The sequence below is a fragment of the Mycobacterium sp. genome, assembly GCF_032162605.1.
Lineage (GTDB): Bacteria > Actinomycetota > Actinomycetes > Mycobacteriales > Mycobacteriaceae > Mycobacterium.
In genome coordinates this window covers 1-21,303 of the sequence record NZ_JAVROT010000378.1, presented here as the reverse complement: position 1 = coordinate 21,303, position 21,303 = coordinate 1, and the positions used below count along the sequence as shown (strand labels likewise).

The 21,303-nt window shown below is 65.9% G+C and carries 20 protein-coding genes and 2 pseudogenes; 12 read left to right on the top strand and 10 right to left on the bottom strand.

Annotation, left to right across the window (positions count from 1 at the left end; translation table 11 throughout):
* Window positions 1-584 precede the first annotated feature (584 nt).
* From QOI01_RS21395 to QOI01_RS21375, 5 genes and pseudogenes are all read right to left on the bottom strand, one after another.
* Window positions 585-1,265, bottom strand: a pseudogene (locus QOI01_RS21395) (nitroreductase family protein).
* On the bottom strand, window positions 1,262-2,281 hold the full coding sequence (locus QOI01_RS21390) for an aldo/keto reductase (protein ID WP_526384466.1): 1,020 nt from the start codon (window positions 2,279-2,281) through the stop codon (window positions 1,262-1,264). The pseudogene QOI01_RS21395 and the gene QOI01_RS21390 overlap by 4 nt, the downstream one beginning before the upstream one ends.
* A gap of 54 nt (window positions 2,282-2,335) precedes the next feature.
* The gene (locus QOI01_RS21385) at window positions 2,336-2,593 is read right to left on the bottom strand and encodes a hypothetical protein (RefSeq protein WP_526384464.1); all 258 of its coding nucleotides are present in this window, start codon (window positions 2,591-2,593) and stop codon (window positions 2,336-2,338) included.
* Window positions 2,590-3,168: a sulfurtransferase gene (locus tag QOI01_RS21380; RefSeq protein WP_526384462.1), complete on the bottom strand. Its 579-nt coding sequence runs from the start codon at window positions 3,166-3,168 to the stop codon at window positions 2,590-2,592. The genes QOI01_RS21385 and QOI01_RS21380 overlap by 4 nt, the downstream gene beginning before the upstream one ends.
* A gap of 47 nt (window positions 3,169-3,215) precedes the next feature.
* On the bottom strand, window positions 3,216-4,157 hold the full coding sequence (locus tag QOI01_RS21375; RefSeq protein WP_526384460.1) for a TauD/TfdA dioxygenase family protein: 942 nt from the start codon (window positions 4,155-4,157) through the stop codon (window positions 3,216-3,218).
* Between the two features lie 239 nt (window positions 4,158-4,396).
* Between QOI01_RS21375 and QOI01_RS21370 the strand changes: the two genes are divergently transcribed.
* Complete coding sequence (locus QOI01_RS21370; RefSeq protein ID WP_526384458.1) at window positions 4,397-5,338, top strand: aldo/keto reductase; 942 nt, start codon at window positions 4,397-4,399, stop codon at window positions 5,336-5,338.
* A gap of 364 nt (window positions 5,339-5,702) precedes the next feature.
* Window positions 5,703-6,635 carry a LysR family transcriptional regulator gene (locus QOI01_RS21365; protein WP_526384456.1) on the top strand — a complete coding sequence of 311 codons (933 nt, stop codon included), beginning with the start codon at window positions 5,703-5,705 and terminating at the stop codon, window positions 6,633-6,635.
* Between the two features lie 338 nt (window positions 6,636-6,973).
* Here the strand turns inward: QOI01_RS21365 and QOI01_RS21360 are convergent, their stop codons facing one another.
* Window positions 6,974-7,108 carry a hypothetical protein gene (locus QOI01_RS21360; RefSeq protein ID WP_526384454.1) on the bottom strand — a complete coding sequence of 45 codons (135 nt, stop codon included), beginning with the start codon at window positions 7,106-7,108 and terminating at the stop codon, window positions 6,974-6,976.
* A 189-nt stretch (window positions 7,109-7,297) separates the two neighbouring features.
* Here QOI01_RS21360 and QOI01_RS21355 point away from each other — a divergent pair, with 189 nt between their 5' ends.
* From QOI01_RS21355 to QOI01_RS21315, 9 genes and pseudogenes are all read left to right on the top strand, one after another.
* Window positions 7,298-8,038, top strand: a complete 741-nt coding sequence (locus QOI01_RS21355; protein ID WP_526384470.1) for an NtaA/DmoA family FMN-dependent monooxygenase — start codon at window positions 7,298-7,300, stop codon at window positions 8,036-8,038.
* A pseudogene (locus QOI01_RS21350) lies at window positions 7,987-8,139 on the top strand (LLM class flavin-dependent oxidoreductase); the annotation flags it as partial. The gene QOI01_RS21355 and the pseudogene QOI01_RS21350, both read left to right, overlap by 52 nt.
* A gap of 34 nt (window positions 8,140-8,173) precedes the next feature.
* Window positions 8,174-9,169 (top strand): ketopantoate reductase family protein, encoded by a 996-nt coding sequence (locus QOI01_RS21345; RefSeq protein ID WP_526384452.1) that lies wholly within the window; start codon window positions 8,174-8,176, stop codon window positions 9,167-9,169.
* A 364-nt stretch (window positions 9,170-9,533) separates the two neighbouring features.
* Window positions 9,534-11,126 (top strand): ABC transporter substrate-binding protein, encoded by a 1,593-nt coding sequence (locus QOI01_RS21340; RefSeq protein WP_526384450.1) that lies wholly within the window; start codon window positions 9,534-9,536, stop codon window positions 11,124-11,126.
* 6 nt (window positions 11,127-11,132) lie between these two features.
* On the top strand, window positions 11,133-12,101 hold the full coding sequence (locus QOI01_RS21335; RefSeq protein ID WP_526384448.1) for an ABC transporter permease: 969 nt from the start codon (window positions 11,133-11,135) through the stop codon (window positions 12,099-12,101).
* A 41-nt stretch (window positions 12,102-12,142) separates the two neighbouring features.
* Window positions 12,143-12,967, top strand: a complete 825-nt coding sequence (locus QOI01_RS21330; RefSeq protein WP_526384468.1) for an ABC transporter permease — start codon at window positions 12,143-12,145, stop codon at window positions 12,965-12,967.
* 15 nt (window positions 12,968-12,982) lie between these two features.
* A complete protein-coding gene (locus QOI01_RS21325) occupies window positions 12,983-14,644 on the top strand; it encodes an ABC transporter ATP-binding protein (protein ID WP_526384446.1) in 1,662 nt (553 codons plus the stop codon).
* Window positions 14,641-14,931 (top strand): hypothetical protein, encoded by a 291-nt coding sequence (locus QOI01_RS21320; RefSeq protein ID WP_526384444.1) that lies wholly within the window; start codon window positions 14,641-14,643, stop codon window positions 14,929-14,931. The genes QOI01_RS21325 and QOI01_RS21320 overlap by 4 nt, the downstream gene beginning before the upstream one ends.
* 57 nt (window positions 14,932-14,988) lie before the next feature.
* Window positions 14,989-16,392, top strand: a complete 1,404-nt coding sequence (locus QOI01_RS21315; protein WP_526384442.1) for an LLM class flavin-dependent oxidoreductase — start codon at window positions 14,989-14,991, stop codon at window positions 16,390-16,392.
* Between the two features lie 28 nt (window positions 16,393-16,420).
* Here the strand turns inward: QOI01_RS21315 and QOI01_RS21310 are convergent, their stop codons facing one another.
* Together QOI01_RS21310 and QOI01_RS21305 are read right to left on the bottom strand one after the other, a co-directional pair.
* Complete coding sequence (locus tag QOI01_RS21310; protein ID WP_526384440.1) at window positions 16,421-17,806, bottom strand: styrene monooxygenase/indole monooxygenase family protein; 1,386 nt, start codon at window positions 17,804-17,806, stop codon at window positions 16,421-16,423.
* Window positions 17,807-18,022: 216 nt separating this feature from the next.
* Complete coding sequence (locus tag QOI01_RS21305) at window positions 18,023-18,889, bottom strand: polysaccharide deacetylase family protein (RefSeq protein ID WP_526384438.1); 867 nt, start codon at window positions 18,887-18,889, stop codon at window positions 18,023-18,025.
* 61 nt (window positions 18,890-18,950) lie between these two features.
* Between QOI01_RS21305 and QOI01_RS21300 the strand changes: the two genes are divergently transcribed.
* Window positions 18,951-19,343, top strand: a complete 393-nt coding sequence (locus QOI01_RS21300; RefSeq protein WP_526384436.1) for a MerR family transcriptional regulator — start codon at window positions 18,951-18,953, stop codon at window positions 19,341-19,343.
* A gap of 4 nt (window positions 19,344-19,347) precedes the next feature.
* On the opposite strand, the gene QOI01_RS21295 is transcribed toward QOI01_RS21300, so the two are convergent.
* Entirely contained in the window at window positions 19,348-20,379 is a 1,032-nt protein-coding gene (locus tag QOI01_RS21295) for an ABC transporter substrate-binding protein (RefSeq protein ID WP_526384434.1), read from the bottom strand.
* Window positions 20,376-21,149, bottom strand: coding sequence for an ABC transporter ATP-binding protein (locus tag QOI01_RS21290; RefSeq protein ID WP_526384432.1), 774 nt, complete (start codon window positions 21,147-21,149; stop codon window positions 20,376-20,378). Before QOI01_RS21290 ends, QOI01_RS21295 begins: the two co-directional genes overlap by 4 nt.
* Window positions 21,150-21,303: the final 154 nt, after the last annotated feature.

The following is a 21,303-nucleotide window of genomic DNA, read 5'->3' as shown; positions in this document are numbered from 1 at the left end:
GACGTGCCCGCCCGGGCGGCCCACACCGTCGGGTTGAGGATGCCGCGCCGCGGCACGACCCGCACCCAGGACCGGGCCCGCCGCATCAACGACGAACGCGAACTCAACCGAACCGCAGCCGCAGCCGAACGAGCAGCCGAAGAAGCCGAACAAGCAACCCCCGACTCGACCCCACCGTTCTGGTGTCCCGAGTCCTCAACCCGCCATCGGCCAATAGACGTGGGCAATGCCAGGTCCTTGTCGCGCAGTTCCCTCCGACCATTGGGGGCTGTGCTGACCGAGCCGCACGCTCGGCGGGATGGGGCAGGGCGGTGAGCCGAGTTACCGGGTTGTATCCCTTCGCCGTGAAACGAACACACTCGGCGACAACGTCGTTCATGCACTGCTGCGGATGACTAAGGTCGATTGCCGACGTCGGCATCACACAGCCGTGGAAGCGAGCAGTGCAGCCTGCCATTCGTCGTCATGGCCGCCGGTGCCATCGCCGTCGGCGCCAGGGCATCCTGCGTCCTCCACCCACTAGTTCCGCAGATCAGGCTTGCCGACCACACCGTCGCGATGCGGCCCGCTGACGGTCTGCGAGCTCAGCGGGACGGCAGGCCCAGTCGCACGAGTTGATCGCGCAGCCGGTGCCTGCCCGAAAGCGATTGTGGGCCGGCCAGCCGGGCCAGTACGCGCTCACTCCAGTTGCCAGGCAGCCCGAATCGCGTGTTGTACGCCGCCAGTCGTTCGTCGTACGTCGGAATGTGTGCGTCGGCGGCCTCGGCAACGCCAACTCGGCGGCGATCTCCTCCGGATGATTGCGCACCGCGCCGACGAAGACCGTTCCCAGACCCAGTGATTCGGCGGCGACGACGGCGTTCTGCGCCGCTAGCGCGGTGTCGACGAAACCGATGATCGTGGTCTCGAGATAGTCCGCACCGTCCAACGGCGTGCCGGCCCGCTCGGCGAGTCGACGTGCGCGGCCGAGGTCGGCGACCCAGACGAAGAACAGCGAGGCCTCGTTGATGAACTGCTGATCGTTGGCCAGTGTCGCCAAGCGCGCCTTGCGTTCTGGGTCACGGACCGCGACCACGCTCCACGGCTGCAGGTTCGACGAGGTCGCCGCAGACTGCGCAGCGGCGACCAGAGCCGCGAGTTGTTCGTCGGTGACCGGCCGGCGCGAGAACTTGCGCACGGAGCGTTGTGCAAGCTGCAGCGCAAGTGTTTCGTTGTGGATTCCCAGCGCCCGCGTCACGATCGCCGTACCAACTGATGACGGTCACGAATTGTCTGCTGCTGCGGCGACTCCCACTGCCGGTGCTTCCGTACCGAGGTTCTCGGGTCGGATCGAGCGGTGACCCGCGACCTGAGCGGCGATCGTCTCGAGTCGCCCCAGTTGGTCGTCGGTAAGCACCACGTCCAGGGCGCCGACGTTCTCGCGCAGATATTCGGTGTGGCGGGTGCCGGGGATCGGCACCACGTCGGTCCCGCGCGACAGCACCCACGCCAGGGCGACCTGGCCCGGCCGCGCCCCTATCTCGGCGGCGATGGCGGCCACGTTGTCGGCGAGGGCACGGTTGCGGTCGAACGCGTCGTCGGCGAAGCGCGGATGCCTGCGGTGGGTATCGCTGACGTCTGCCGGTGTCTGGACGCGTCCGGACAACCAGCCGCGCCCCAGCGGAGAATAGGGCACGATCCCGATGCCCAGCTCGCGGGCCAGCGGGACCGCGCTGTCCTCGATGTCCCTGGTGAACAGTGACCACTCGTTCTGGATCGCGGTGATCGGGTGAACTGCGTGCGCCCGGCGCAGTGTCTGCGGGCCCGGCTCGGACAGCCCGAGGAACCGGACCTTGCCGGCCTGCACCAGTTCCTTGAGCGCCCCGACGGTGTCTTCGATGGGGACTGCCGGATCCACCCGGTGTAGGTAGTACAGGTCTACCTGGTCGACGCCGAGGCGGCGCAGCGAGCCCTCGATCGCGGTGCGCACGTACTCGGGCCTGCCGTCGAGGGCGCGGGGGTTGGTCTCCCGATCGAGCGTGTTGCCGAACTTCGTCGCGATCACGAGTCCGTCTCGTCGCCCGCGGATGGCGCGACCGAGCAGGATCTCGCTGAACTCCGGCCCGTAGATGTCGGCGGTGTCGAAGAGCGTGACGCCCAGGTCGATCGCCGTGTCGACGAGTGCCGTCGCCTGCTCCTCGTCAGCGGCCTCGGCCGAGGTGCGAAAGCTCATGAATCCCAAACCGATCGGAGCGACCTCGGGGCCGTCGGTACCCAGCCGCCGTTGGGGTGCTCTTGTCATGGATCATCCGTTCTGTGTTGATTGATTGACGGTATGCCGTTGTCGGCACGATGCTCAGCCGGGCTGGCCGCCGGTGGCGACCGGGCGGGCCGAGTCAGAGCTCCAGGCCGAGAACGACGCCGGGTAGAGAGTGGCCGTTATCCCGATCTTGGCCAGCGCCAGCACCGTGAGTGTCGCTGACGTTCCGCCCCCGCAGTAGGCGCCGACCGGAACCTGCACGTCCGCGCCGGTCGAACCGTACAGCTCGCGCAGCTCGTCATCGGATGACAGCCTGCCGTCCGGTCCGACGAGTTTGCCGGCAGGCAGGCTCAACGCGCCAGGGATGTGGCCCCCACCGGGCTCCCCCACGTACCCCTCGATCCCGCGGCGTCCAGCAGCACTCCGGAACGGGCGAGCGCCGCCGCCCCGTCGGCATCCAGCGTCGACAGCGACCCGGTGCTCACCAAGAAGGTGCCTGCTGCGTCCACGGGTACGTCGGACACCAGGGTGCCGCCGGCCGCGACCCACTGGTCGGTTCCCCCGTCCAGAACCCGAACATCCGGCACTCCATCCCATTTCAGCGTCCACCACGCGCGCGCTGCCAGGGCCGGATTCTCGGGACTGTAGGCGACGACGACCGAGTCGGCGTTGATGCCCCATCGACGCACCGCATCCTGGACCTGCTCCTCGGACGGAAGCGGAAAATTGCCCGATTCCTGCGTACGCGGCCCGACCAGATCGGCGGTCAATGCCACCGCCCTGGCATCGGGTATCCGCCCCGCTCCCCGCTGATCCGTGGTTTCCCGGCCCACCTCCAGGACCACGACGTCGCGGCCGGCGTCAAGCTGCTGCCGCAGCGCCTCCGCGGTGATCAGGACCTGTTGGACATCGACCGGCGTGGTGGTCAAGGGGTGCTCGCTCTCCGTTGGACTTGGCGGGTGTGAACCTCGCGTTTTCAGGAACCGTAGAACGGCTGACCCGAGACCAGCTCGGACTCGCGACCGTCGACCCCCTTCGGAATGTCACCCTCGAGCGTCACGCGGTACAGCACCCGGTCGTAGCCCAGATGGCCGGCATCGGAGATCGCCAGGTGCGCGGTCGCCCGGTTGTCCCAGAATGCCACGCTGCCCGGCGCCCAGCGGAAGCGGACGGTGTACTCGGTCCGAGTCGCCTCCTCCCACAGCAACTTGAGGATGCCTTCGCTCTGCGACGGCGTGAAACCCCGGATCTCGCGAGCGCCGCGAGTGAAACCGGGACTGACGAACAGCGCGCGCTCACCCGTCACCGGGTGCACCCGCACCGCGGGGTGAAAGGCCACCAGGTTGGCCTCGCGCACCTTGCGATCGCGCTGACTGCCGTCCACCGCCTTGGTGTTGAACTGGTGCTTGATATCCAGCTTGTCGACGAAGTCGCGGAAGTCCTTCGGCAGATTCTCATATGCCGCTACCAGATTCGTCCAGCTCGTGTCGCCGCCATATGGGGGTAGGAGGTGTGACCGCAGGATCGACGCTGCGGGCGGGTTCACCAACGCGGTGACGTCGGTATGCCAGCTGCTGTCGTACGACGTCCGTTTGCGGCCCAGGTTCGCCTCGTAACGCCGACTGTCGATCGGCAGGATCTCCGGGAAGCCCTCGGGCGGGCTCTCCTCGTGGGGATGTGCAGGCGTCACCTTGCCGAACCGGCGCGCAAAGGCGATCTGTTCGGCGTGGCCGATCTCCTGGTCGCGAAAGAAGACCACCTTGTGGGTGTGCAGCGCGCTGCGAATCTCCTCGATCACGCTGTCTTCCAATGGCCCGCGGAGATCGACCCCGCTGATCTCGGCGCCGATGTAACCGGCGAGCGGAACGACGTCCAGTCCGGTGTCGTTGAGAAGGCCGGCTTCCTTGAGTTCGGTCATGGGCTGACTCCCTTGTCGTGGAAAGTGATCTTGTCGTGCACAGTGATGTGAAAAGTGATGAGGAAAGCTTCGATGCCCGCGCGACCGGAAAGAAGACCGATCGGCTACTGGAATCCTTCAGCCTTACTTAACTTCCGACACTGCGCAGTTTTCGTTGAGCAAGTTCGTAGCCGACGTTCATTGATCGACCGGTAGCGAGCACCCATGATGGCGAGCAGGAAGAGTCGAAGGAGCACACAGTGAGCGATCTGGAACGGCGCAGGCTCGGCGAAGACGGTCCCGAGGTGACCGTGCTGGGGTTCGGGGCCATGGAGCTACGTGGCACGCCGCATCGCAATCCCCGGCCCCTCGAGGAAGCCGTGGTCGCCGAGGTCCTCGGCACCGTGCTGGACGAGGGCATCACGTTCATCGACACCTCGATCGACTACGCGCTCAGCGAGGAGCGCATCGGCCGGTACATCGGATCACGTCGCGACGAGTACGTCCTCGCGTCGAAGGCCGGGTGCCCGTTGGAGTTGCGTCCGGACGCTCCCCCCGGACCGCTCCCCCACGACTATTCGCCTGCGAACATTCGGGCCGGCGTCGAGCAGAGCCTGCGGCGCCTGCAGACCGACCGTCTGGACCTGGTGCAACTCCACATCAGCCCATCGTTGGAGGTGTTGCGCCGCGACGGAGCCGTCGAGACACTGACGGCCTTGCGCGACGAGGGAAAGATCGTGGCGTTCGGTGTTTCGTCGACGCTGCCCGCGATCGACGATCACCTCGAGATCAAGGAGTTCGCCGCGTTTCAGGTGCCCTTCTCGGCACTCGAGCGGGAGTTGGAGAGCCGCATCGAACTTGCAGGGCAGCGGGGCTTCGGCATCATCGTGCGGGGCGGCGTCGCCCAGGCGGGCAAGCGGGAGAAGAAGACCGCCGAGGGGCAGCCAGTCACCTGGGCGGACACCGGGTTGGACGAACTGCGCGACGCAGACACCGAACAGGGCTTCCTGCTGCGGTACGCGATCAGCACTCCTGGAGTCACGACGATCATCGCCGGGACGGCGAACCCCGACCACGTGCGAGACAACGTCCGGGCGGCGCGCCGCGGCCCATTGCCAGACGACGTATACGCCGAGGCGCAGCGCCGACTCGATGACGCCGGAATTACATCCGCGCTGATTCCTGGAGCGCTTGCGACGTAAGCGCAGTACAGAGGGCCGCGAGGGTCCACCGGCGAGCGCGGACCAACTGTGTCCGCTGTGTTCTGTGCGACGATTTTGATCGTGAACTCCGTGGACCTCGTCGCCCGGCGCTATCTCGACTTCATGAGTGCCTGTACCGCGATCTGTTGTCGCTGAGGCCTTGTCGTAGGCCCCGAGGAAGATCGGCGATCAGCCGCACAGCCGCCGGCTCCGATCGCGATCACCATCCTGCCCGACCCACTAGCCGCGACCTGCCGTCGGTGGGTATCGGACACCCTTCTCGCACCCGATTTGATGAGGTCCGAATGCCCACCCCAGAACATCCGGCCAGCACTGCTCCGACACCCATCGCGGGGGGTGCATGATGCTCGATCTGCGGCGCATGATGTTGTTGTGCGACCTGGCCGACCTCGGCTCCGTCACTGCCGTCGCCGAGAAGCGGGAGATCACCAGTTCGGCTGTTTCGCAACAGCTCCGCGTGCTCGAGGAGGAGTCGGGCGCGATCCTGTTCCGGCGGGATGGACGAACACTCGGCCTCACCCGTAGTGGCCAGGTCCTCGTCGAACACGTGCGTCGGGTGTTGACCGCGGTCGACGAGGCCATGAGCGCAGTCGCCGAGACCCGCGACCGGGTCTCGGGGCAGATCGCCATTGCGGCCTTCAACATGGGAATTCCCACACTCGCCGCCCCGATGATGCGGCGGCTGAGCGCCATCGAACCCAATCTGCGCGTCGAGGTGCAGCAGGAAACCAGCTCTGGCGCACTGCGTCTGCTGCGCCAGGGCGAGATCGATGTCGCGATCACCTGCCGCTACGACTTCATCGAGCAAGAGTCAATCGGCGGCCTCGTCAGCGAGCCACTGCTGCTGGAACCGCTGGTCCTCATGGCCCCGACTCAGTTGCATCTCCGTATCCGGAAGGGCGGACTGGCGGCCTTGGCCGACGGACCCTGGGTGACGGGCCCGCGTAACTCCGGGCTCGGAGCTGCCGTCTTGCGCGCTGGCGAGAGCGCAGGCTTCACGCCGCAGATCAAGCACAGGCTCATCGGTGCGCAGAACATCTGCGATCTGGCCGCGACGGAGATCGCGTCGGCGATCGTGCCGCGATTGTCCGTGCCGTCGAAGTTGGCGGGGCTGATCGTCCCTGACGTGAATCTCGGTGGTCGCACCATCAGTGCGGTCATCCGAGCCGGCCGCCAGCGTGACCCCAATATCGCTCTCGTCCTGCGGACGCTGCGGGCGGTCGCCGCTGACGCACTACCTTCGCTGTCCGTGAAGGAACTCAGCGTCGCATCCTGAATCGGTCAGCTCGCGAGTTGGCGAGGAACGGGATCCAGGCCGTTGAGTTGGTCGGCGTGTACGGTCGCCTTCGCAAGACGCACGACCCACCGGCCGGCGGCTGCGGCAGGCTCCCAGCTGACCCGGCCGCGATTCTACGGCTGGTGACGTAGTCGAGAGCCTCGCGCAGCGCGGCGATGTGTACGTACGCCCTCATCGAGGGGGAGACCAGAAACCAGCGCGGCAACCGGCATCGCGGGATCGGTCAGTATTTCGCGCAGCGCCCCGGCGGCTTCCTCGTGACGGCGCCCACCGCGCCGTCACGAACTGAACTGTCCGGCACTGGAATCAACTCCCGATCAACTTCTGTGGTGTGGGTAGGCGCGCAGCGCGCGGGCAGGGACGCCGAAGGTGGCGCGGTGCGCAACCCCAGGTTTGCGGCTGGCGTTGCGGTGGGTCACGCCGTGGCCGACCAGGAAGTGCGAGACCAGCACGGCCCGGCTCCAATTTGCTTGCGACGGCGTCACACGGTGATCAACGCAGTCCCACTTGAGCTTTCCCGTAGCCAAAGTTCGCAGATTTACCGCTCCCGCCCCGATACGTTTCGAGTGGCGGGGAAAACCTGCGGCGAAGAGGAGGACAACTCGGTGGGTCGACGTCAACTGCACCTGAACGCGTTCCTGATGAGTCCCGGGCACCACGAGGCGTCGTGGCGGCTGACGGAAAGCGATCCGTTGGCGGCCACCGATGTGGCGACTACTCGAACCTCGCCAGGATTGCTGAACGCGGCACGTTCGACTCGCTCTTCCTCGCGGACCAACCGCAGCTCAACGGCGACGTCGGCCGTCGACCGCTCGGCGTTTCTCGAACCCCTGACGCTACTGACGGTGTTGGCCGGCGTGACCGAACGCATCGGGCTCATCGCAACGGCATCCACCTCGTACAACTCGCCATACAACCTCGCCCGTCGGTTCGCCTCCCTGGACCACGTCAGCAACGGGCGCGCGGGGTGGAACATCGTGACGACGGCGACGCTGGACGCCGCGCGCAACTTCGGCCTTGCGGAACTCCCGTCACACAGCGCCCGGTATGCCCGCGCCGCCGAGTTCGTCGACGTGACGCAAAAGCTGTGGGACAGCTGGGAAGACGACACGATCGTCGCCGACAAACGGGCCGGGGTCTGGGGTGACCAAGCGAAGATTCACGCCCCGGAGCACCACGGCGAGTACTTCTCGGTGCAGGGGGCGCTGAACATCCCCCGCTCACCGCAGGGGTATCCGCTTCTGGTTCAGGCCGGGTCATCAGAGGACGGCAAGGCCCTGGCGGCCCGGTACGCCGAGGCCGTCTTCACCGCTCAGCAGACGACCGAGGAGGCGCGACGTGGTTGGTCGGTTCGGCCACCGATGTCGCTGCCGCCCTGGTGAAGTACGCCGATCTCGGGATCGCCCACTTCGTGTTGTTCGACACCCCGTACAAGTCCGAGGTCGGTAGGATCGGTGATCAGGTGTTGCCGTTGTTACTGCACCCACACCGGTGCCGCACTGAGCAGGAGGCGTTCTGTGCCAAACACATCCGGGCCGGCGGTGGTCGTCTACGGGACGGGCGCGATCGGCGGGGTCATCGCCGCGCGCCTTCGGCTCGCCGGTGTCGACGTGACCGCGGTGGCGCGCGGCGGGCACCTCGATGCCATCCGCGCCGATGGACTGAAGCTCGTCACGCAGGCCGGTACGGATACCGTGGCGCTCCGGGCGGCGGGCGATGCGGGCGAAGTCGACTGGCAGACCGAGCCGATCGTGGTGCTGGCGGTGAAGAGCCATCAGACCGCGGCGGCGCTGGACGATCTAGCGACGCACGCTCCGGCCGAAACGCCGGTATTCGTCGCGCAGAACGGCGTCGCCAACGAATCGGCGGTGCTGCGGAGGTTCGCAGGAGTCTACGGTGTCACCGTGGTGCTGCCTGCCGCGCACCTCGAGCCGGGGGTGGTCATCCAACAGAGCCATCCGGTGGCGGGCATTCTCGATCTGGGCAGATATCCGGCCGGCCGTGATGAGGTAGCCGAACGGACATCCGCCTTGTTTCGCGCGGCACAGTTCATTTCGGAGGTCCGCGATGACATTCACGCGTGGAAGCATCGCAAGCTGATCGCCAACCTCGGCAACGGTGTGACGGCCGCGTTCCGGCCAGGCCCAGACGCCGACGAACTCGCGGCCCGCGCACGGATCGAGGCCGAACGGATCCTCACCGTCGCCGGGATTCCGTTCATCAGCGCCGAGCGAGATCTCCAGCGGCGCGGCGACTTTCTGCGCGGCAAGGTACGCGACGACTACTTCGGCTCCACGTGGCAGAGCGTGGCACGGGGGCACGTGGATGTGGAGACCGACTGGTTCAACGGCGAGATCGTCCTGCAGGCCCGCCTTCACGGGCAGACCGCGCCCGTCAACGAACTGATCCAGCGCATCACCGCCGAGCACGCCCGTCTTGGTCGTGCACCACGCTCCCTGGACGCAACCGCGGCCCTGGCCCAGCTCGCCGAACACCAGTCACTGGCACCCTGAGGCAACCGGGGCGATTGGTCGCACCCGCTCGACTGGCAGGTGATCCGCCGGTATCAGCGTCGGCGGCTGTCCAGAAGGACGACGTCCTACTTCATCGTGAACGGCAGGACCGCCAAGTCGTTCTATGACCGCAACCGCGACGCCGCGGCAACCGTGGGTGCGCCGCCTCAATCGAGTTGATCCTGACCTGCAAGATACTTTTGCGCACTGCAAGATAAACCGTTTCGAACGGTCAACTCGCCATCTACCGTCGTGAGCACGGTCGGATGCGTCCGGCACATCCCCATGCATTGGCAATTGGTAGGCATCCGTGGGTATCTGCCCATACGCATCCGCGTGCACATGAATCTCCTGATGAGGACCAATGACCCGACTAACCAAGTTGATTGCCTGCGTGATCGCGATGGTCGTTCTGGCCGGTTGTTCGGGCCGCCAAGAATCGGCCACCGCGACTTCGGGTCCAAGCGGCGAGCCCCAGCAGGGCGGCACCCTGGTGTTCTCGGACGTACAGTTCGTCACCGACGCGATGAGCACCAACTACACGACCGCCAACCTGCTGTTCCAGGTAGTCGACCGGCTGGTCTACATCGATCCCAAGTCGGGCGAGGTTCAAGGGTGGCTGGCTCAGGAGTTCTCGCGGAACGACGACGCGACGCAATACACGTTCAAGATCCGGGACGGCGTGACGTTCAGCGACGGGACACCGCTGAACGCCGACGTCGTGAAGGCGAACTTCGACCAGCTCGGCAAGGGTGATCCCAGCAAGAAGATCCCTGCCTTCAGCGACTTCGTCGGCTACGACCGCAGTGAAGTCAACGGCAACACCGTCACGGTCTTCCTCGACCGCCCCAATACGAACTTCTACAAGGTGGCGGCCAACGGCCGCGCGGGCATCCGCGGACTCTCGACCCTGGCGCGTGACTACGACGGGCAATCGAAGATCGAGAACGTCGTCGGTTCGGGTGCGTTCGTCTACGAATCGCAGGTTCCCGATCAGGAGGTCGTGCTCGCGAAGCGGAAGGACTATGCGTGGCCGCCGGTGTCCTCGCCGAACAAGGGCGCAGCCTACCTGGACAAGCTCGTCGTCCGGGTGATCGGCGAGCCCGGCCTCCGCGCGGGTGCCGTCCAGTCCAAGCAGGTCGATCTCGCGCGCGGTATCCAGCCGACCGATGAGGCTGCCCTCTCTCGGGGCGGCTTCCAGGTCATTCCGGTCGCCGCGCCCGCGCTGACCGTGAACCTCGTCGCGTTCAGGGTCAACAACGAGCTCGTCGACGACGTACGAGTGCGCCGTGCGCTGCAACTCGGCATCGACCGGCAGGCCGTGGTGGATACCGTCCTCTCTGACAGCTACCACGCCAGCGACTCCGTTCTCGGACATGATGATCCGCTGTTCGCCAACGTGAGCGCCGACATCGGGTACGACCCGAAGAAGGCAGCGAGCTTGCTCGACGAGGCCGGGTGGAAGGTCGGCGGCGACGGCATCCGCGAGAAGGACGGCAAGAAGCTCAACGTGACCTTGGCGGCGTCGAACCAAAGTGTCGTGTTCCGTCCCGCGTTCGAGTTCATCGAGGCGGGCTGGCGTGACCTCGGTGTCGCACTGGTGAACAGGGCCGGTGACACCACGCTGTTCAACCAGGCCAACACGGATCCGTCGACTCCCCTGCTCGGCACGCGCACCGGATACAACATCGGCCTGGGGTTGCTGTTCGGACGTGACAACGGCAACTTGACGTTCGCCAAGAACGACGACCTGATCACCTTGGCGAACGAGGAGCTGAAGGCCACGGACCCAGTGCAACTCAAGGATGTCGTCGCCCGCGAGCAGAAGAAGATCATCGACGATCAGTTGGCCCTGGTCCTGTGGGACGAGGTGCAGGTCCATGCGGCCGCTCCGAACGTCCACGTGGAGTTCACCAACTACACCGAACCGCTATTCCAAAGCGCGTGGAAGCGCTAGCCGTCCATGTTGAGATACGTCCTTGCCAGGGTCGGCCAGTCGGTGATCGTTCTGCTGCTCGCGTTCACCGTCATCTTCTGGGGCGTCAGCATTCTGCCAACCGATCCGGTGTCGATCTTCGTGGCCAAGGGCGACAGCTCCTTCAACCCGGATATCGTCGCGCAGGTCAAGGAGTTCTACGGGTACGACAAACCCGTCTGGGTTCAGTACCTGGCACAGCTGAATCAGGTGTTGCACGGCCAATTCGGGTTCTCCCTGTCCAGTGGGCAGGCGGTGACCGACCGGATCGGCAGCGTGATCGGCGAGACCCTCAAGCTGGCCTCGACGGCGACGGTGTTGGCCCTCACCTTCGCCCTGACCATCGTCCTGCTGGCGACGACCGGCCGGGTCGAATGGCTCCGGACGTTCATCCGAAGCATCCCATCGCTCTTCAGCGCCGTCCCGACGTTCTGGCTCGGGCTGGTGGTGCTGCAGGTCTTCTCGGTACAACTGGGCCTGTTCTCACTCTTTCCGGACGGGTCTTTGGCATCGCTGCTCATTCCGGCACTCGTGCTCGCCGTTCCCATCTCGGCCCCAATCGCACAGGTGCTCTTGAAGAACGCCGAGGCAACGCTTGCCCTGCCCCACGTCAACACCGCGAGGGCGAAGGGCGGAACACCGGGCTGGGTGATCCGTAGGCACGTTCTGAAGAATGCGGCCGGTCCGGCGTTGACCGTGACGGCGACGACCGTCGGGGCCCTCCTCGGCGGCTCGGTGATCACCGAAACCGTGTTCTCCCGTTCGGGGCTGGGAACCGTCCTGTTGCAAGCGGTTTCCAATCAGGACATCTCGCTCATCCAGGGGCTCGTGCTCCTGACGACGGTCGTCATCGTTGGCGCAAATCTCCTGGTTGACCTGGTGTATCCGATCCTCGATCCGCGCGTGACCAAGATGCAGCGGCGGGGTTTCAACACTCGGCTGGGCAGGTTCAATTGACCGACGATCTGGACACTCGACCGCAGGACCCGACGGCCCGGGTGCGCAAGGCCGTTCGCTCGGCGTTCGTCACCACGCCGTGGTCGGTGCGACTGTCCGCGGCCCTGCTGATCCTGGTCGTCGGGTGGGCTCTCGTCCCTGGCCTGTTCACCGACCAGGATCCGTTGACGGGCAACCACCTCGACAAGTTCCAGCCGCCGAGCCTCGCCCACTGGTTCGGCACGGATCACCTCGGGCGGGACGTACTCGCCAGGGTGATCTTCGGTACGTCGCACACGATCCTGACCGCGGGACTCGCGGTGGCGGTCGGTCTGGTCGTCGGCAGCATCCTCGGGATCCTGGCCGGCGTGTCGGGCCCGGTCGTGGATGCCCTCGGGATGCGGATCAGCGACGTACTGTTGTCCCTTCCTGCCTTCCTGGTGTCCATCTGGATCGTCACGGCCTACGGTCCTGGCCCCCTTTCGGTGGGCCTCGGTGTCGGGATCGGTTCGATTGCGATCTTTGCGCGGGTGTTCCGCACTGAGGTGTTGCGCGTCCGCGCACTGGATTACGTCGAAGCCGCCTTCCTGTCGGGCGAGACGCGATGGTCGGTGATCCGCCGCCACATCGTGCCGAATGCGGTGGGCGCCATCGTCGCGTTGGCCGTCATCGACCTCAGCGCGGCGATCCTGGCGATCTCGGCGCTGGGCTATCTCGGGTACAGCGCGCCACCGCCAACCCCGGAGTGGGGTCTGCTGGTGGCCGAGGGCCGGAGCTATCTGGCGACCGCCTGGTGGCTCACCTCGCTTCCCGGCGCGGTGATCCTCGTCGTCATCGTTGCGCTCGGCGTCGTGAGCCGGCGACTGCTGAAGTCCAACCACATCTGACCTGGAGAACGCGACATGGCAGAACGCCTGCTCGAACTGACCGACCTCGTGGTGACCTATCCCGACGGCTCCCCTGACGCAGCGCCCAAAGTCGCTCTGGATCACGTCAACCTGAGCGTATCCGCGGGTGAATTCGTCGCCGTGGTCGGCGAATCCGGTTCGGGTAAGACCACTCTGGCGAACTCGGTGGTCGGACTGCTTCCGCCGTCGGCGGCGTTGACCGCCACGGCGCTGACACTGGGTGGCCGCAGCACGTTGGGTCTGAGCGAGCGCGAATGGAGTCGGATCAGGGGCAGCACCGTCGGTTTGGTGCCGCAAGATCCAGGAGCCTCGCTGAATCCCGTACGCACGGTCGGATCCCAGCTCTCGGAGATCTTCGAGTTGAAGAAGGAGAAGCTGAGTAGGAAGGAGGTCAGGCAGCGGTGTGTCGAGCTGCTGGCTCAGGTGGAGATCGACCACCCGCAGCGACGGCTGAAGCAATACCCCGGTGAGCTGTCGGGCGGTATGCGACAACGCGTGCTCATCGCGATCGCCTTCGGTCTCAATCCTGCGCTGCTGGTGGCCGACGAACCGACGTCCGCTCTCGACGTGACGGTTCAGAGCCATGTGCTGCGTGTCTTCGATCGGCTGGTGGCCGAGCACGGGACGACCGTCCTGTTCGTCACTCACGACATCGGCGTCGCCACCGACCACGCGTCGCGCGTGGTGGTGATGCGCAACGGTGCCGTCGTCGAAGACGCACCGGTCGAGGAGATCGTCAGCTCGCCGCGATCCGAGTACGCCGCCCGACTGGTCCGCCGAATCGGCGCCATCGCACGGCCGGAACCCATCCGCACTCCGCAAGACGGCGATGCCGACGCTTCCGACAGCGCCGACGGTGACGACGACGTCATCCAAGTCTCGAACGTCACCAAGGAGTTTCGAATCTCGGGCCGAACCAAGCACGTCGCGGTCGAAGACGTGAGTTTCACCGTCCGCCGTGGCGAGACGTTGGCTCTGGTTGGCGAATCCGGGTCGGGCAAGTCCACCACGGCCAAGATGATCATCGGCCTGACGAAGCCAACCCGTGGAACGGTCAGTGCACTCGGACGCGACGTCACCAACCTGGCTCAGCGGGCCCGACGAGCCCATTGGCGAGAAATCCAATTCGTCTACCAGAATCCGGATTCCGCACTCGACCCGCGTTGGACCGTGCAGCAGATCCTCGAAACCCCGCTGCAGTCCTACGGTGTGCGCGACCGTCACGAACGCGAACTGCGGATATCGACGGCACTGGACAACGTCAGCCTGACTCGGGAGAAACTGGACCGCCGGGCTTCCGAACTCTCGGGAGGTGAACGCCAGCGGGTCGCCATCGCCAGGGCGCTCGTCGTCCGACCCGAGGTGGTCCTGCTCGACGAACCACTCTCGGCGCTGGACGTCGTGACACAGGACCAGATCATCGGACTCCTACTCGACCTCCAGCAGCAGCTCGGCCTCACCTACCTCTTCATCTCCCATGACCTGTCGGTCGTCCGACGGATGGCTCACCGCGTCGTCATCCTGAAGTCGGGCCGGGTGATCGAAAGCGGTGACACGGCAACCGTGTTCGACACCCCGCGGCAGCCGGAGACCAAGGCGCTGCTCGACGCCGTCCCCGGTCGGCGGCTGGCGCAGCTGGCCTTGGCGGCGCAATGACGTCGGACACCCCGGTCACCGACGGGAGACCGCCATCGGTGTTCTTCGTCTCATCGGAGTTCCACTTCGCCGACCGATTCCCGCGGTGGAAGCAGGGCGACGGCACCGCCTCCAACGAAAATCACCGCGCCAAGACGCACTTCGCCAGGGATCTCGAGCAGCTCGGGTTCCGAGAGCGAGGCATCTTCCGCGACGAGGGCACCATCCCAGGCGAGCTGTTGCGGGACCGCCTTGGCACCCACACGCCCGGCCTGCCGGCTCCCGCGATACCCGCCGAGGCGCGGTGAGTGTTCCCGGACATCTGCACGTCAACCAAACCGTCATTGCGACAGTAGGAGAGAAAAATGACCCGCCCACGGTTGATCCTCAACGCGTTCACCATGAACACCGCCACCCATGTGTCCTACGGGTCGTGGCGCAACCCCGAGACGCGCAGCGTGGAGTTCGATCAGCTCGACGTGTGGGTGGACCTGGTCAAGCTGCTTGAGCGCGGGAAGTTCGATTCCGTGTTCTTCGCCGACGTCGTCGGCGTGTACGACGACTACCGGGGCGGATGGGAGACCTACCTCCGCGAGGGGCTTCAGATCCCCAATCACGACCCCTCGGCGATCGTGTCCGCATTGGCACTGTCCACCGAACATCTCGGCCTGGTCATCACGAGCTCGGTGCTGCAGGATCATCCGTTCTCGTTCGCGCGCAAGATATCCACGCTCGATCATGCGTCGAAGGGGCGCATCGGCTGGAACGTCGTGACCAGTGCACTGAAGAACTCGGCACGCAACTTCGGACTTCCGGAACGCGAGGAGCACGACGCCCGCTACGAGTGGGCCGAGGAGTACACCGAGGTCGTCTACAAGTTGTGGGAGGGTTCCTGGGACGACGGCGCCCTGATCCGGGACCGCGAACGCGGGATTCACGCTGACCCGGATCGCGTGCACAAGATCAACCACGTCGGCAGGCGCTACTCGGTCGAGGGACCTCACCTGAGCTTCCCGTCACCTCAGCGCACGCCGGTGATCTTCCAAGCCGGAACCTCCACGGCAGGACGGACATTCGCGGCGCGCCATGCCGAAGGGGTCTTCATCAACGCCGCCTCGCCGAAGGGTGCCCGCATCGTCATCGACGACACCCGGGACCGTGCGGTGGCCACGGGTCGCCGACGTGACGACGTCAAGTTCTTCCAGGGGATGTCCTTCGTCGTCGGGTCCACCGAGGGCGAGGCCAAGGCCAGGGCTGCCGAGCTCGACGAGTTTCTCAGCGTCGACGGACTGATCGCGCACCGCAGCGGTGGCATCGGCATCGACTTCGGCGGGCTGGATCACAACACCCCGATCGGCGATTTGGCGGCCGACGTCCAGGGCACGCGCAGCACGATCGAATCGCTCATCGCCGCAGCGCCGCCGGGTACCAATCCCACCATCGCCGACCTGATCCGCCAGCAGCAGGAGTCCACCCGAGTCGTCGGCACCCCGGAGCAGATCGCCGACGTCCTGGAGGACTGGCAGGACGCAGGCATCGACGGACTGAACATCCGCTACATCACCACGCCGGGGAGCTTCGAGGACTTCATCGAGCACGTCGTCCCCGAGCTTCAAACCAGTGGGCTGGCGCAATCCGACTACGCACCGGGGACGCTGCGGGACAAGTTGTTCCGAACGGGGCCCGAGCTGCCCGATCGGCATCCCGCCCGGCACTGGCGCGGCAAGTTCAGCCCATCGGCGGTCTCCGCGGGTACCGCAGAGTCCTGAGGTCGAGGCGCCGAGGCGAACCGCGCTCCTATGCCACCGAATGCCGTGCCGAGGATTGTTGACCGTACGTCGAGTACTCGAACCGCGCGGACGGCACGCTCGACAGCAGATCGTCGGCCGGCTCTCCCGACACCTCGGCGATGAAGTCACGCGCGGCGCGCCGTGACCCGGTCCGCAACAATGGTTTCGGATCCGACAACAGGCCGAACAGCGCCGCGCCGAACTCTGGGCTGACGGATGCGGCCGGGAAGAACAACTGTCCGTACGGAGCGAACTCGGGGTCACCGAGGAACAATCGCGTCACGAGCACCGCCGCCGCACCGCGCGTCGACCAGAAGTGCTCGAACCGATCGTGCAGCCACTCCTCGTCGAAGAGGCCGGCGCGGTCCCTGGCGGCCGCTACCAGTTGGGCAGCCTGAATGAGCCCGCCCTGGGCCCCCTGTGCGCCGATCGGGTCGAAGGAGATCGCGGTGTCACCGAGGGCCAGCACCGGGTGTCCGTTCGTGGTGACGCCCACGGCGTGACGGACCGTCGGGGTCACCGCGCCGCGCAGCCAGGAGTGCGGATCGCCTCGGATGACGCTGGTGGCCGAGACCTCTGGCAGATCCCAGTCGACGTAGTCGCGGTGCACGTCGGTGACGATGCGGTGCGCCGAGGCCGCGTCGTCGGCCGCGGCGAATCGCCGCTCCCAGTCGCTGCCAGGTTTGGCGAAGCCCAGGAACGACCAGGCCGGCCCGGCATCCTTGTGCAGATAGGGTCCCCACCAGAGCTCACCCTGTTCAGAGCTGATCGCAAACGTGTTGTGCTCGCCGCCTGCTGAGCCTCGGTGCGCGAAGACGTCGGGACCGTGGCCCAGGCCTGCGACGGTCAGCATCAGCAGGGTCCGCTGCGGCTTGTCGTAGACGGTGCGTGACTCGTCGACCGCGAACAGTTTGGACAGGCCACCCCGCCCGGTCGCCACCAGCGTGAGGTCATGCGCGGCCGCAACGTCGTCGAGAGCGTCGCCGGAGATCGCCGAGATGACGAAACGACCTCCCCTGGTGATGAATTCGTTGAGTCGGTCGTCGACCTTCAGACGTGTGTCCACCCCGACGGCCCGGATTCCGCCGTAGGTGACGTCGAAGTCCAGGCCGTCCTTGCGATCGGCGCCCGAACCGCTGAAGATCTGGGTGCTCTGCCCCGTCACGCGCGGGGCGCGGTTCGCGTAGTCGTCGAGGCCGAGCTCTCGCTCCGCCGCCTGAGCGACTGCGAAGGTCACCGCGGTGCCCGTCGCGGGGCCGCCGTCGCGCAGGGTGTGTTGATCCCGCTCGCTGAAGAGGGTCACCTCGAAACCGGCGTTGAGGAATCCAGCCGCGGCGGAGACTCCGGTTTGGCCTGCTCCGATGATCGCCACTGACCGTCTGTGAGAGCCCATGGTCGGAATGGTCGATCAGATCGACGCGGGCGGGCACCCTTTGGCGTGCGCTGATTCTAATTCGAGGCCACCGCCTCACTGACCACACGACTGACGGCGTGGTTGCTGGTTGCCTGGGCGCTTCGCGCCAACCACACGATCGTTCGCCTGGGATACCGCGCCATCGGCCACTTCGCGCACGTGGAGATTTGAAATCTGACTGAGTCGAAGACGTACTCAGCGCTGCTCGCGGAAGTGCGTGGCGATGTCGTCACTGGTGGTCAGCCAGACGTCGGGCTGCGCGGCCAGGTAGCCGAGCACCTGGTCGAGGTACTTGTGCCGGAACGGTTGTCCGATGACGAACGGGTGCAACGCCAGCGCCATGACTCGCCCACTGGTGGCGGAGTCGGCGTGCAGCTGTTCAAACTGGTCCTTGACGATCTGGACGAACTCCGGACCGGTGGTCCCCTTCGCGAAGAGCAGTAGGTCGTTGAGTTCCACCGAGTAAGGGACGCTGATCATGCCCGGCACGTTTAGCGGGTACGGCTGGTCGTCATTGGTCCAGTCGAGGACGTAGTCAAATCCGATCTCGGCCAATAGTTCCGGGGTGTGATGCGTTTCGGTCAGGCCCGGCCCCATCCAGCCGCGAGGCCGACTGCCGGTGGCGTCGGTGATCGCATCGGCGATCTCGACGAGCAGCAGGCGCTCCTCGTCCACCGCCATCGCGGTGTGCAGGATCGAGTTCGTCCGGCCGTGCGCGAGCCAGGTCCAGTTGCGGTGGAGACCGGCCTCGATGATCTGCGGGTGGTTGTCGATGACCGCCGAGTTGAGCAGCACGCTGGGGCGAATGCCATGTCGGTCGAGACTTTCGATGGTGCGCCAGATCCCTACCCGCGCGCCGTAGTCGCGCCAACCGTAGTTGAGGGCGTCGGGCGTCAGCTCGGCCGTACCCGGCCAGATGCTGGTGGAGGGCTGGTCGAGCAGGAAGTGCTCGACGTTGAGCCCCACGTAGACGGCCACTCTGGCCTCGCCGGGCCAGGTGATGGGTCGGCGCTCGGTGACGGGGCTGTACTCGAAGGGCGGAAGGCGATGCGGTGAGGACATGCCCGACGGTACGAGCTGACACCAGTGTCAGGGTCAAGCGCGACGTGGGTATAACGGAATGATGCGAATTGGTGAGCTGGCGCAGCGGACCGGCGTGAGCGAGCGGTCGTTGCGCTATTACGAGCAGCAGGGACTTCTGGTATCCGACCGGACGCCGCGCGGCCAGCGTGAGTACTCCGAGCGTGCGGTCGACCGAGTGATCCACATCCAGGAGCTCTTGGCCGCCGGACTGCGGAGCAGGACGATCGCGACGTTGCTGCCGTGCATGCGCGACAGCGATGGCGGCCCATCCCCCGATGCGACGCCCCGTCTGGTCACCGAGCTGATCGCCCAACGGACCCGGCTGGATCGGGAGATCCGCGATCTCGCGAACTCCCGTGAGGTTCTCGACGGGGTGATCGCCGCGGCCCGAACGGGCCTCGATGCCACCACCACGACCTCGTCGTCGAGGTAGTCGCTCACCTCGTGGCGGTAGCCGGCGGCCCCTCGGCCTTCTGCACTTCGTTGTACCGCGGGTCGTACTCGATGGCGACGTTGACCGGCTTCTTCAGCACGCCGCTACGTTGCAGCTGGTCGGCCACTGCCTGCTCTTCGGCGATCAGCTGGCCGTCGAGCTTGCGGAAGCCGCCATTGCGGATCTGGTATTCGAATTCCGTTCGCTCGTCGGTGAGTTTGAGGGTGGACTTGAGCGTTTGCTTGACCTTGTCCGGATTCTGGTCGTACCAGTCCCAGAATCCCGCCAGCCGGCCGAAGAAGTCACTGAGCACGGCATTCTTGGCCGGGTCTGCCAAGACGTCGGTCCGGGCGGTCCACACGTTCAGGGCGGGGATCCGGGTGTCGCGGTCGGTCAGAAGAATCTTGGCGTCGCCACTGGTGATCGATTGCAGGATCGCCGCCTGGCCACCGGAGTACACGTCGACCTGCCCGGAGTTGAACGCCGCGGCCGAGGTATTTCCGTCGTTGAACTTCACCGGTTTGATGTCCGATTCGGACAACCCTGCCTTCGCGAGCGAGACCAGGTACTGCCCGTGGTTGTACCCGCCGAAGTTGTAGCCCCACGAGTGCCCACGTAGATCGGCAGGCGTACTGATCCCCGCGCTGACCCGCACCGCGGTGACGAGCGGCGTGTACCTGGGATCGAAGTTATTGCGCCACCCCGCAACGATTTTGAGTGGAACGCTCTGTGGGGTCCAGTCGGCTGAGGCATTGGCCTGTTCGATGGTCAGCGAGGTGTCCCCCATGTGGCCGACGTCGATGGTCTTGCCGTAGAGGGCCGAGAGGTTCGCCGCCGGTCCCGACAGGATGGCCCAATCCACCTTGTATGGCGCACCGTCTAGCACTCCCGAGGCGTCGATCAGGGCCGGAATGCCGTTGTCCTGGTATGCGATCACCAGTTTGCCCTTTCCGTCGTCCGCGTCCGACGAGCATCCGGCCACCGTGGTCGCAGCGACGACGGCGGCGATGAGAGTGGCGCTCAGTCGTTTGATCATGCTGTCTCCCCTGGCATTTCATTGAATGAGCCGCTTCGACCGACGAGGGTGCCGAGGCTGTCGAGCACTGAACGTTTGATCTCGTTGAAGTCCGGCGACGTGACGTCGCGCGGCCGGGATAGCGTGACCGGCAGGTCGGCCTGCACGACGCCTCGCCCGAGTACCACGATGCGGTCGGCGAGCAGTACCGCTTCCTCGATGTCGTGGGTGACCATCAGCACCCCGACCCCGTGCTCCTGCCACAGCGTGGTGACGAGATCCTGGGCGCTCCTGCGCGTGAAGGCATCGAGCGCGCCGAAAGGCTCGTCCAGCAGCAGCAAGTCGGGTGAGCGGAACAAGGCACGCGCCAGGCCGACTCGTTGCGCTTCGCCGCCGGACAGGCTCTTCGGCCAGGCCTGCGCCTTGTCGGCGAGACCCACCTCGGTCAGGGCTGTGATCGCGCGCCGACGGGTGTCGGCGTTGCGGGAAGTGCTCAAGACGACGTTCTTCCACACCCGCTGTGCCTGGATCAGCCGCGGCTCCTGAAACACGACCGACGTCCGGGCGGCGATGCTCACGTGCCCCGACGTGGCGTCTTCCAGGCCGGCGAGGATGCGCAGCAACGTGGTCTTGCCGGTGCCCGACGGACCAAGCAGCGCAACGAATTCACCCTTGCGAACGGTCAGGTCGAGGTCGTCGAGAATGACCTGTTCGCCGTAGGACTTCGACAACTGCGTGAGGTCGATGACGTGGTCGGTCGCCGACCCGACCGCGAGGTCACTTGCCGTCATGGGTGGACCTCCATGGGAGCAGCGCATGCTCGAGGAGTCGCATCACCAAGTCGACGCCGATGCCGAGCGCGGCGTAGACGAGGATGCCGGCGATGATGATGTCGGTGCGCTGAAACTGGTTGGCAGTGTTGAGGATGTAGCCGATGCCCGAGGT